8 protein-coding genes are annotated in these 12,696 nt (G+C 34.1%); 6 read left to right on the plus strand and 2 right to left on the minus strand.

Annotated elements, in window-relative coordinates:
* Positions 1-121 precede the first annotated feature (121 nt).
* The 4 genes from AC0608_RS00520 to AC0608_RS00535 all read left to right on the plus strand — a co-directional run bounded on the left by AC0608_RS00520 (position 122) and on the right by AC0608_RS00535 (position 6,461).
* Positions 122-2,269: a TonB-dependent siderophore receptor gene (locus AC0608_RS00520; protein WP_478287750.1), complete on the plus strand. Its 2,148-nt coding sequence runs from the start codon at positions 122-124 to the stop codon at positions 2,267-2,269.
* Positions 2,270-2,332: 63 nt separating this feature from the next.
* On the plus strand, positions 2,333-3,460 hold the full coding sequence (locus AC0608_RS00525; RefSeq protein ID WP_478287751.1) for a PepSY-associated TM helix domain-containing protein: 1,128 nt from the start codon (positions 2,333-2,335) through the stop codon (positions 3,458-3,460).
* A gap of 186 nt (positions 3,461-3,646) precedes the next feature.
* On the plus strand, positions 3,647-5,854 hold the full coding sequence (locus AC0608_RS00530; RefSeq protein ID WP_478287752.1) for a TonB-dependent siderophore receptor: 2,208 nt from the start codon (positions 3,647-3,649) through the stop codon (positions 5,852-5,854).
* A gap of 58 nt (positions 5,855-5,912) precedes the next feature.
* Positions 5,913-6,461 (plus strand): PepSY-associated TM helix domain-containing protein, encoded by a 549-nt coding sequence (locus tag AC0608_RS00535; RefSeq protein ID WP_417990266.1) that lies wholly within the window; start codon positions 5,913-5,915, stop codon positions 6,459-6,461.
* 78 nt (positions 6,462-6,539) lie between these two features.
* On the opposite strand, the gene AC0608_RS00540 is transcribed toward AC0608_RS00535, so the two are convergent.
* Positions 6,540-9,173, minus strand: coding sequence for a valine--tRNA ligase (locus AC0608_RS00540; protein WP_478287753.1), 2,634 nt, complete (start codon positions 9,171-9,173; stop codon positions 6,540-6,542).
* Positions 9,174-9,388: 215 nt separating this feature from the next.
* Here AC0608_RS00540 and AC0608_RS00545 point away from each other — a divergent pair, with 215 nt between their 5' ends.
* A complete protein-coding gene (locus AC0608_RS00545; RefSeq protein ID WP_417960765.1) occupies positions 9,389-9,775 on the plus strand; it encodes a DUF1573 domain-containing protein in 387 nt (128 codons plus the stop codon).
* 52 nt (positions 9,776-9,827) lie between these two features.
* On the opposite strand, the gene AC0608_RS00550 is transcribed toward AC0608_RS00545, so the two are convergent.
* A complete protein-coding gene (locus AC0608_RS00550; RefSeq protein ID WP_478287754.1) occupies positions 9,828-11,156 on the minus strand; it encodes a PDZ domain-containing protein in 1,329 nt (442 codons plus the stop codon).
* Between the two features lie 127 nt (positions 11,157-11,283).
* On the opposite strand from AC0608_RS00550, the gene AC0608_RS00555 reads away from it, so the two are divergent.
* Complete coding sequence (locus tag AC0608_RS00555) at positions 11,284-12,501, plus strand: pyridoxal phosphate-dependent aminotransferase (RefSeq protein WP_417990269.1); 1,218 nt, start codon at positions 11,284-11,286, stop codon at positions 12,499-12,501.
* The last annotated feature ends 195 nt before the right edge of the window (positions 12,502-12,696 follow it).

The raw sequence follows: 12,696 nt of genomic DNA on the forward strand, positions 1-12,696 counted from the left end.
ACTGTTTTTCAATACTATAAAAACATTTTTTAAAATATTATTTATATTTAGTCTAAATAAGTTTTGTTAAAATAGAAAGCTCTTCTATATTTGCATTATTATTTTTAATTAATCTAAATAAATGAAAACGATACATACACTTTACCTGTCCATCTTATTAGTTAGTATAACAGCTAGTGCTCAAGAAACAAAAGAGCAAAAAAAAGATTCCCTGAAAATTTTAAATGAAGTTATTATTAACACCAACAAATACAGGTATAAAAGAGAAAAAAGCACTACGGTTTCTAAAATGCCTTTGAACAATATTGAAAATCCACAAGTTTACAACACTGTTACTAGCGAGTTACTTAAAGAGCAAGTGGTAACTAACTTTAGTGATGCGTTAAAAAATGCGACTGGAATAACACGTCTTTGGGAGTCAACTGGACGTGGCGGAGATGGTGCTGAATATTTTACAATGAGAGGTTTTTCTGTTCAACCAACTATGATAAACGGGCTTCCAGGAATAAATAACGGAAGTATTGATCCTGCAAACGTGGATAATATAGAGGTTATCAAAGGGCCATCAGGGACATTATTTGGAAGCAGTTTGATTTCTTATGGTGGTTTAATAAATATTGTAACTAAAAAACCATTTTCAAGATTTGGTGGAGAAATTAGTTATAATTCTGGCTCATATGGAATGGACCGAATCACCGCCGACATAAATCTACCTTTAAACGCTGATGTTGCCATACGAATTAATACAGCATATCAAAAAGAAAATTCATTTCTAGATGCAGGTTTCGGCAAATCGTTTTTCTTTGCGCCTTCATTGAGTTATAAAGTAAATGATAAACTTTCGTTTTTAATAAATACTGAATTTACTAATAGAAATTCTTCAAATGCACCCATGCTTTTCTTGAGTAGATACGCGCCTCTATCCTTTGATTCAATAGAATTATTTGAAAGAAATTATAAAAGATCATTTACTTCCAATGAATTGTCTATTAGTAATCCTACTTATAATTTACAAGCTCAAATGTTGTACAAGTTATCTGATCAATGGACATCTCAAACTGTATTATCCAGAAGCAATAGTAAAACCAGTGGATACTATTCCTATTTATTTGACGCTTCAAACGGAAATAATTTTTCAAGATTCATTTCTAAAAGAAACGGAGAAACATTAGCAACTGATATTCAACAGAATTTCATTGGAGATTTTAAAATTGGAAATTTAAGAAACCGATTGGTCGCAGGTGTTGATTATTATAAATCAAGTATACTAAACGGGAGCACAGGCTGGCTAGGAAACGGTGTGGTTTCTTTAATTAATGGATCCGATTCCGGAGATTTGACACAAGCGGGAGTTGATAATTTATTAGTAGGTTCCTTCAGCGGAAATACTACTGCAGAAACGGAAGTTATTAGTGCTTATGCCTCAGACGTACTAAATATAACCGATAAGTTATCCGTAATGACCAGTTTAAGAGTGGATCACTTCAAATCTACAACGGCTACGGAAGAAAACAACCAAGTAGCAGTTTCACCAAAATTTGGGTTGGTTTATATGTTAGTCAAAGATAAAGTTTCGGTATTTTCAAATTATATGAATGGTTTTATTAACGTAGTACCCAGAGAAATTTCTGAAATTGATGGTTCTAATCCGAGAATGAAATCATTTGATCCAGAACAAGCCAATCAATATGAATTTGGCTTAAAAACAAACTTATATAAAGATATTATATCCGCATCAATCAGTTATTATACTATTGATGTAAGAAACCGATTGATGACCGATCCAAACAATATCAACAATGCGATTCAGGGGGGTGAAGTCAATAGCAAAGGAGTTGAAGTAAGCTTTACTGCAAATCCGGTAAAAGGATTTAACATCATAGCTGGATTCAGTAACAATAAAAGTGAAGTAACCAAAGACAATCCCGGAGATGGTTATTTAGGACTAAGACCCGAAGAAGCAGGACCGGAAACACTCGTTAACTTCTGGGCTAATTACACGTTGACTTCAGGAAAATTGAAAGGGTTCGGAATTGGGTTTGGCGGAAATTATGCTAGTGCTTACAAAACCTTAAACAGGGCAAATATTGGCACTTTTGAATTACCAAATTACAGTGTTTTAAATTCGGCTTTGTCTTACTCTAATGATAAATTTAATATCTCCTTGAAATTAAATAATGCTTTAAACGAAAAATATTATTCAGGTTGGTCTACTGTAACTCCACAACGTTTGAGAAATGTTACCGCTGGTTTAACATATAAATTTTAAGTTTCAGAAGTAATTTTGTTTAACTAAACTCCTTGTTATACTGAGGAGTTTTATCCTTTTTTAATGAAAAACAACACCTTAAAAAAAGCGATTCTACAAATTCATCTTTGGCTGGGTTTGACCTCGGGCTTGATTGTTTTTATTATTGCGGTAACGGGATGCCTTTATGCATTTCAGGAAGAAATTCAGAACACTACCGAAACATATCGGTTTGTTGAAAAACAAGAAAAAGCTTTTCTTTTACCCTCCCAATTAGAAGAAATTACCCGAAAAGAAATACCAAACAAAATACTTCATGCTATAAAATATAATGGTCCCGTTAAAGCTGTTGAAGCTATATTTTTCCATTTTGAACCTACTTATCATTATACAGTATATCTAAATCCGTATTCAGGAGAAGTACTTGCAACTACTAATATGGAAGAAGGTTTTTTTAAGTTTATTCTTGATGGGCATTTCTACCTTTGGTTACCACATGAAGTTGGACAACTGGTTGTAGCATCGGCAACATTAGTATTTTTAATAATGCTTATTACAGGATTCATACTTTGGTATCCAAAAAATAAAAATGCAGTAAAACAGCGCTTCTGGTTTAAATGGAAAAAGGCCCCGAAATGGAAACGTAAAAACTATGACTTACACACCATTACTGGCTTTTATGTGCTTGTTTTTGCAATTATTTTTGCAATTACCGGCTTAGTTTGGGGTTTTCAGTGGTTTAGTTATTCATATTATACTGTTCTGGGCGGAGAAAAATCACTTGTTTATGAAGATCCTATTTCAACCAAAAAAACAAAATATGTAAAAAAACCGTTAGATCAAATTTGGGCATTAATGAAAAAAGAATACCCTAATGCGAAATCAATAGAAGTCCATCCTCCAGAAAATGCCTTTTCTTCCATTGCTGCTAATGCAAATCCTGATGAAGGAACGTATGGAAAAATAGATTACCGCTATTTTGACCAATATACGATACAGGAACAAAAAGTAGACCACATTTACGGAAGATATAAGGAAGCTAAAATTGCTGATCAATTAATACTCCTTAATTATGATATTCACACCGGCGGTGTTTTCGGTTTAGCCGGAAAAATATTTGCTTTTCTAGTCAGTTTACTTATTGCGAGTCTTCCTATCACAGGATTCTATATTTGGTGGGGTAAAACCCGAAAACAAAATATTAAAATTTAACATTTGACACTTTAATTAAAATCCTTACTTTAAAAAGTAAGGATTTTTTTTTGACAAAATACTGTATTTCAAAGCAGTATAAAATAATTTTAAATACTATTCATATTTAATCTAAATAAGTTTTGTTAAATGAAAATCAGATTATATATTTGCACCGTTATTTTTATTCAATCCAAATAAATAATCATGAAAAATATTATAATACCCGTTTTGACCTTATTATTTAGCGCAAGCGGCTTTGCACAAGAAACAGCAAACGGAATCGAAAATACAGCTAACACTGAAACATTCGACACCGTTATAGATACCATAAAAAACAAGAAAGGTGGGATTCTTAAAGAAGTAATTGTTACTCAAAATCAACATAAAAAACCAGTTACAGCAGTACGTTCTGGTCTAAAACCAATGGATATTCCCCAAAGTATCCAAATTATAGGGAGTGAAATTATAGAACAGCAGCAGGCAATACGACTAAGTGATGTAATAAAAAATGTTAATGGCGTATATGTTGGATCAGCTCGTGGTGGCGCCCAAGAATCTTTCTTCTCAAGAGGATATGATATGTCTGCCAATAATATGTTTAAAAATGGATTTCGTTTTAATAGTGGTTCAATTCCAGAAGTCTCCTCTTTAGAAAAAGTTGAAGTCTTAAAAGGAAGCGCTGCTCTATTGTATGGAAATGTTGCCCCTGGAGGAATTTTGAACATGGTAACCAAAACACCTTCATTCAAAAAAGGAGGAGAAATTGCCATGCAAATGGGAAGTTATTCTTTTTACAAACCTTCAATTGATATTTACGGACCCTTAAACGAAATTATCGCTTATCGATTTACCGGTTCTTATGAAAATTCCGAAAGTTTTAGAGACAATGTGACAAAAGAGCGGTACTATATCAATCCTTCGGTTCTTTTTAAAGCTAGTGATAAAACAGAGATTCTTTTACAAGGAGACTATTTAAAAGACGATTGGACCCCAGACTTTGGAACTGCCATCATCGGAAAGGAAATCATTGATATCCCTCGTAATACCTATTTTGGAGCGACTTGGTCTAACGGACAAACGAAACAGGCTACCGTTTCAGGATTGGTAAAACATGATTTTAACACCAACTGGAAATTAAATTTCAATACTTCTTTTCAAAACTTCAGTAGAACTTCTAAAGGAACGGAACGCATTCAACCGGCTGCTAATGGGGACTGGAAAAGACCTTTGGGACAAAATAAAAACCTCGAACAAATCATTGGAGAGCAATTAAGCATACAAGGAAATTTTTCGACAGGAAAAGTAAAACACCAATTATTTACTGGTGTTGATATGGAAAACTCATTTACAGAAGCCTATACTTTTACATTTAGCCCAACAACATATGGGAGTGGCAACATATTTGATTTCGGAAATTTTAATCAAGGAGGCGCTATTCCAGATTCAAAGAATACCAGAATTGTAAAAACGGATACCAACCGTTTTGGAATTTATGCGCAGGATTTAATTTCTATTACCGAAAAATTTAAAATATTGGCAGGAATTCGCTGGTCATGGCAAGAAGCACAAGTGAACACTTATGACTTGATTAAAGCTACGGTTACAGAAGCTCCAAAACGCAAAGATGAAGCTTTCACTCCAAAATTAGGAGTTGTATTTCAACCAACAAAAAACATGTCACTTTTTGCAAGTTACTCGAATTCATTTACACCAAATACTGGAACCACAGTTGATTTAAAAGCCATTGAGCCTTCAATTATCGACCAATATGAAGTGGGATTAAAAAAGGATTTTTGGAGAGGCAAATTAAGTACAAACATTACGGTGTATCAAATAACAAACAGCAACTTAGCCCAAACTGCTGAATTTAAAGTCGATGGTTCCAGCAATATAGACACGTCAATAAAAGTGTTAAGCGGAGAAACAACCAGTAAAGGAGTAGAATTTGACATTATTGCAAATCCTTTAGATGGTTTTAATATTATAGCTGGCTACAGCTATAATGACATGCGCTTCACTAAAACGTCTGGGTTAAAAGGAAGCTTTATAGAAGGAGATCGTTTAGCAAGAACTCCTGCAAACACCGCTAACCTTAGCTTTTTCTACACGTTGCCTTCTGGAATAATAAAAGGAGCTTCTTTTGGGGCTTCAGGAAATTATATTGGAAAAAGAGTGGGTGGCTGGAACAATCAAATTGACCAATCATTACCTAACGGAATTTATGACCGAGAAATTCCTCTTGAGGGTTACACAACAATAGATATATCAGCAGGATACACCTGGAAACAAGTTTCTATCTTATGCAAGTTATCAAATATAACAAATGAGCTAAATTATACCGTTCATGAAAATTACAGTGTAAATCCTATTGCACCGCGTCAAGTAATGACAAGTCTAAAATATAAATTTTAATTAAACTTTTTATAAAATAACTGGTCTTACAAAAAATTAATATCATAAATTTAAATTCATGAAAAAAATTAAAGGAAGAAACTTACACCGCGATTTAGGCTATTTTTACATCGGACTTATTGTTTCTTTTGCTTTCTCCGGACTTATGATGAACCACCGAGAATTATGGCACCCTGAAAAATATACTACGGAAACAAAAGCCATAACAGTAACCCTTCCTGCAGAAAGTAAAATCGATGAGAAATTTGCTGAAGATTTAGGAAAACAATTGGGTATCGATGATAAATTCAGACGCCATAATGTAAAGAAAGATGTTTTTAAAATTTCTTTTGAAAAACACGATGTTGAAATTGACCTGAAAACTGGTAAAGGTGAAATCGTTTCTTTTTCTAAAACACCACTCATAAGCCAAACAATGAAATTACATAAAAGCACCTCCAATTTCTGGATTTACTATTCTGATATTTTTGCGATAAGTTTGATCATCATTGCCTTAACTGGAACTGTTATGATTAAAGCTGGGAAATTCAGCTGGAAAAACAGAGGATGGAAACTGGCTTTAGCCGGAGTAATTTTTCCGTTAATTTTCTTGTTTTTATTAGGCTAAATTTTCCTTTAAAACATAAAAAATCCCAATCCTGAAAATTTCAGTATTGGGATTTTTATTTTTATAAGAGATTTAAACTTATTTCAATCCATTCAAACTGTGCTCGATGGTTTCAATTTTTGCCAAAGCGTCAGCTTCTTTTTGTCTTTCGTTTGCCAATACTTTCTCTGGCGCACCCGCTACAAATTTCTCATTTGCCAGTTTATTTTGAACCGATTTCAAGAAACCTTGCGTATACATCAACTCAGTGGTAAGTTTAGCAATCTCCGCTTCTACATCAATGTTCCCAGTGATTGGAATGAAATATTCGTTCGATTTTACACGGAAAGACAATGCTCCGTCCACTTTATCCGAAACATATTCTAACGATGTAATGTTTCCTAATTTAATCACCACCGAATCGAAATACGTTGACGCTTTATCATTATTCATCACTTTCAGTACAATCGCATCTTTGAACGGAATGTTCTTGTCTTTGCGTATCGTTCTGATTCCGGAGATTACCTCAATTGTATTTTCGAAATCAGCTGTTATACTTGCATTAAACGGCTTTAATTCTGGCCAAGTCGAAACAATTAATGCTTCTTCAGTAGTTCTTTCGGCAAGAATTTGCCAAATTTCCTCTGTCAGGAATGGCATAAACGGATGCAATAATTTTAGATTATTTTCTAACATTTCTATTGCTTTCGCAAAAGTTACGCTGTCAATAGGCTGCTGGTAAGCCGGTTTTATCATTTCTAAAAACCAAGAACAAAAATCATCCCAAACTAATTTATAGATTCCCATTAAAGCTTCCGAAATTCTATATTTTTCGAAATTATCTTCAATTTCCAGAAGTGTTTGTTGCAACTTAGCCTCATACCATTCAATAGCCACTTTGGAAGATTCCGGTTGCGGGATTGCATCGGATACTTCCCAACCTTTTATTAGTTTGAAAGCATTCCATATTTTGTTAGTAAACGCTTTTCCTTGGTTGCACAATTCTTCGTCAAACATGATATCATTTCCTGCAGAAGCGCTCAAAAGAAGTCCCACACGAACGCCATCAGCACCAAATTTCTCTATTAACGCTAAAGGATCAGGAGAATTTCCTAATGATTTAGACATTTTACGACGCTGTTTATCGCGAACTAAGCCGGTTAAATACACATTCGTAAACGGCTTTTTATCAGTATATTCATAACCCGCAATAATCATTCTCGCCACCCAGAAAAATAAAATATCCGGTCCGGTTACTAAATCATTGGTTGGATAATAGTATTTGAAATCTTCGCTTTCCGGATCCATAATTCCTCCAAAAACAGACATTGGCCACAGCCAAGACGAAAACCAAGTGTCCAAAGCATCTACGTCTTGTCGTAAATCAGAGGTTTGAAGTTCTGCATTTGACGTTTTGGTTTTTGCCAGAACTAAAGCGTCTTCAATAGATTCAGCAACGACGAAATCTTCTTTCCCGTCACCATAGAAATACGCAGGAATTTGTTGTCCCCACCACAATTGACGGGAAATATTCCAATCACGGATGTTGTTTAACCAATGAGCGTACGTATTCTCAAAACGTTTTGGGTGCAATTTAATTTCTCCGTCAACTAAAACTGATTTAATAGCTGGTTTTACCAAATCTTCCATTTTCAGGAACCATTGGTCTGATAAACGAGGTTCGATTACGGCTTTGGTTCTTTCAGAAGTTCCTACTTTATTCAAATGGGTTTCTGTTTTGGCCAAAGCGCCGATGGTTTCCAATTCTTTGGCTATTGCCTCCCGTACCACAAAACGATCTTGTCCCTGATACTGCAACCCAAAACTATTCAAAGTAGCATCTTCATTGAAAATATCAATAATTTCAAGATGGTGCTTCTCCCCTAACGCCTTATCATTCATATCATGAGCCGGAGTTACTTTTAAACAACCTGTTCCAAATTCTATATCAACATATACATCCTCAATTATTGGAATTACTCTACCACAAATGGGCACAATCGCTTTCTTCCCTTTCAAATGTGCAAAACGTTCATCATTTGGATTAATACAAATTGCAGTATCCCCAAAAATAGTTTCTGGACGTGTTGTGGCAATCGTAAGAAAGTCTTCGCTTCCTTCGATTTTATATTTTAGAAAATACAATTTCCCTTGTTGTTCCTCATAAATTACTTCCTCGTCAGAAAGAGTTGTTTTGGCTTCAGGATCCCAATTCACCATTCGGTATCCTCTGTAAATTAATCCCTTATTGTATAAGTCTACAAAAGAACGAATTACAGATGCTGACATATCAGGGTCCATGGTAAACTTAGTTCGCTCCCAATCACAAGAAGCACCCAGTTTTTTTAATTGCTCTAAAATTACGCCTCCATATTTATCCGTCCATTCCCATGCATGGGCCAGAAATTCTTCACGGGTTAAATCATTTTTATTAATTCCTTCGGCTTTCAGCTTAGCTACCACTTTAGCTTCTGTCGCTATCGATGCATGATCCGTTCCCGGAACCCAACAAGCATTGAAACCTTTAAGTCGCGCTCTTCTGATTAAGACGTCTTGAATGGTATTGTTTAACATGTGTCCCATGTGTAAAACACCAGTCACATTGGGTGGAGGAATAACTATGGTATAGGGTGTTCTTTGGTCAGGTTCTGAATGAAAATAATTATTTTTCATCCAGTAGTCATACCACTTATCTTCAATAGTTTTAGCGTCAAATTGTGCAGGAATAATCATTATTATAGATTCGTTTAATCGTTAAATTCAATTGTTTGTTCGTTCAGTTAAACGCATAACCAACGCAACAAATACCCATTTAGACTTTGGTCTGATATTTGTATTTGTATGAGCAACAAAAGTAAATAATTAAGTAGACTATAAAAAGAGAAATAAAAATTTGTACGTTAATTAAAAGAAAGTATATTTACTTAAATGATTTTAAAAATTTTAAAATGAAAAAAATAATAGCATTATTCGCTTTAACATTGTTCAGCAGTATCAGTTTTGCTCAAAATGGACCTAAAATTGAATTTGCTGCCAAAGACAATACTATCGATTATGGCAAGGTGACCAAAACTGAAAACGGCACTCGTGATTTTATTTTTACAAATACTGGTAATGCTCCATTAATTATAACTAACGTTTTGTCTACCTGTGGATGTACTGTTCCGACAAAACCAAATGAGCCCATCATGCCTGGAAAAACGGGAAAAATTACCGTGAAATACAATATGGCACCTGGACCCATCCGAAAAACATTGACAGTAGAATCGAATGCAGTAAATTATGAAGCAGGACGAGTTGCACTAAAGATTAAAGGAGAAGTCCTATCCAATTAAAAAATAATAGAATATACCTAAACACTTCTAAAATTATTTAGAAGTGTTTTTTTTATAAAATATCATCGAGCTGAAACCGGAACTTTAAGATTTCGCTTTCGCGTTCTACTTCTAAACTAATCCACTTAAGCCCCTCAGATTTAAACATAGAATTAATTTCTTGCAATGAGTATTTATGAGTGACATTATTATTAATCAAAATAATAATATCTCCTTTTTGCAATCCCGCTTTGGCGGCAGGAGAATTCTTCCGAACATGCGCAATTTCATAGATGGGCTTCAATTGAAATTTGTACTTAAAATCATTCGTCATTTTAACCCCGCTGTTCTCATTGTATTTAGCGCCCAGCGAAACCGTTTCCATTCTAACTGTTTCCTGAACCCATTGCAATCCATTGTGCTGTATCTCTACCCCGCTTTTATTATAGCTAAACGGAGCGTGATAATCCCTGTTTTTTTTGAGATACATTTGTTGGTTTTGGTAATCAAATACAACCGTAAATCGCTTCATAATCTCCCCTCCTACAGACCCCATCCGATCGGGTACCATAGAGACATTTCGTATCGAAGTCGTGTCAGGAAAAGCCACCACAGGATTATTAAATTCAAAATCTGCCATTTGAAATTTTTGGATTTTACCTCTTTTACCTTCTACGTCACCACTGAAACCTCTTCCAAGAAAATCGTCAAAATTTTTCAAAGGAACCTTTATAAACTCTGAACGGTCCTGAAACAACCAAATAGCATCACTATTACCTATATCAATCAACAACTTAACGGGAACCGCTTTATTGTGTTGAAATACAGTACTTTTCAAATATGGCTTCGATTTTTCAAGGGTAATTGGAATAATGCTAAATTTCTTTTCGATTTTAGTTCTGTTTTTTTTACTCTCTTTGTAAACAATAACCTTCTTTTTTTCATAATTAATTTCAACTAAATTATTACGAAAAAACTGGTATCCAATAATTCCATTTACGGGAATACCTATGTGAGATGAGAGATTAAATTCAGGATCTAAAACAATATAAAGCATGTGACTGGTGTTTTTTAAACTACTAAATTCCAGTATATTATTAGTCGATTTCAATCCTTCAACAGCTTCTTGACTGCCTAAACCTTTTAATAATATTTTTTCTGCATTAAAAAAACGGACTTCTTTTTTTTCTTCCAGACTAAACAATATCGTTTCGGCTACACCGGTATCCAATAAAAAATTCAATTCTATGCCATTGACTTTTATCGGTACAAAAACTAAATTATTAATTAATTTAAAAGGTACGCTGATTCTATCACTATCGTTTTCAAACTGAAATCCTTCTTGTGCAAAAAGTGGAGACAGAAAAAGAAAAATAAGAATTAAAAATATTGTTTTTTTCATTGCGATTCTTTTACATAAAAATACTAAATAAATCATACCAAAAATGCAGATTTAACAATATATACGCACAATGATTATAATAAATTCGAAAAAAAAATTGCAAATTTGCAATTCAATAATTAAGACTATGCCAAAAATATCAAACAAAGGCAAACAAATGCCTGAATCTCCTATACGAAAATTAGTTCCTTACTCAGAGATAGCCAAGAAAAAAGGCAATAAAGTGTTCCATTTAAATATTGGCCAACCCGATATAAAGACACCTGAAGTTGCAATGAATGCCGTTAAAAACATTGATTTAACAATTTTAGAATACAGCCATTCTGCAGGAAACGAAAGCTATAGAAAAAAATTATCCGCTTATTATATCAATCAAGGTATTTCAGTAAATGTTGAAGATATTATAATAACCACAGGTGGATCAGAAGCGCTTATGTTTGCCATGGGAAGCACGATGGATCAAGGGGATGAAATTATTATCCCTGAACCGTTTTATGCTAATTACAATGGATTTTCAACAGCATCAGGTGTTACCGTTGTGCCTGTTATTTCAACAATTGAAACAGGTTTTGCCTTACCAGCAGTAGAAGATTTTGAAAAATTGATTACTCCAAGAACAAAGGCTATCCTTATTTGCAATCCCGGAAACCCAACAGGATATTTATATTCTAAAGAAGAAATCATGCAATTAGCTGCCTTAGTCAAAAAACATGATTTGTTCTTGATCTCTGATGAGGTATATCGCGAATTCACGTACGATGGAGATATTCATTATTCAGTAATGAGCGTACCAGGTCTTGAAGAACATGCTATTATGATTGATTCCGTATCAAAAAGATATAGTATGTGTGGTGCCAGAATTGGATGTATCGTTTCTAAAAACAAAGAAGTAATGGCTACCGCTATGAAATTTGCCCAAGCACGATTGAGCCCTCCAACAATTGAACAAATTGCAAGCGAAGCAGCTTTAGACACTCCAAAAAGTTATTTTGACGAGGTGATTTCAGAATATAGAGAACGAAGAGACACTTTAGTAGAAGAACTGAATACTATAGAAGGGGTCATAGTAAGCAAACCAAAAGGTGCTTTTTATTGTATTGCACAACTACCTATTGACAACGCTGATGCATTCGCACAATGGCTTTTAGAAAGTTACGATTTGAATGGAGAAACTGTAATGGTAGCTCCAGCAGCAGGTTTTTACTCGACTCCAGGAATGGGATTAAATCAGGTACGAATTGCATATGTATTAAAGAAAGAAGACTTGATTAGTGCGGTACGAATATTAAAAGCTGCAATTCCGGTTTACAATGCGATCCAATTAAACGCTGCCGTAAGCCTATAGTTTTAATACTATTCTAAAATATTTTACAACAAGGCAATAACTACTGTGTTATTGCCTTTTGTTTTTAGGATCAATTCTAAAAACTAAAACGACCTTTAGAACCGATAAAGTCGTCTTAAATAGTAGAAGCTATAGAAATTCTTTAATTTTTATTATTTATCTTTACGCCTTAAATATTTACACCCACAATAATAG

Source organism: Flavobacterium sp. GNP008, assembly GCF_056428965.1.

Bases quoted from the DNA above. Each gene is read 5' to 3' on its own strand.
- AC0608_RS00550 (WP_478287754.1), bottom strand. From the start codon at position 11,156: ATGAAAAAAACAATATTTTTAATTCTTATTTTTCTTTTTCTGTCTCCA.
- AC0608_RS00540 (WP_478287753.1), bottom strand. From the start codon at position 9,173: ATGATTATTCCTGCACAATTTGACGCTAAAACTATTGAAGATAAGTGG.
- AC0608_RS00530 (WP_478287752.1), top strand. From the start codon at position 3,647: ATGAAAAATATTATAATACCCGTTTTGACCTTATTATTTAGCGCAAGC.
- AC0608_RS00555 (WP_417990269.1), top strand. From the start codon at position 11,284: ATGCCAAAAATATCAAACAAAGGCAAACAAATGCCTGAATCTCCTATA.
- AC0608_RS00525 (WP_478287751.1), top strand. From the start codon at position 2,333: ATGAAAAACAACACCTTAAAAAAAGCGATTCTACAAATTCATCTTTGG.
- AC0608_RS00545 (WP_417960765.1), top strand. From the start codon at position 9,389: ATGAAAAAAATAATAGCATTATTCGCTTTAACATTGTTCAGCAGTATC.
- AC0608_RS00535 (WP_417990266.1), top strand. From the start codon at position 5,913: ATGAAAAAAATTAAAGGAAGAAACTTACACCGCGATTTAGGCTATTTT.
- AC0608_RS00520 (WP_478287750.1), top strand. From the start codon at position 122: ATGAAAACGATACATACACTTTACCTGTCCATCTTATTAGTTAGTATA.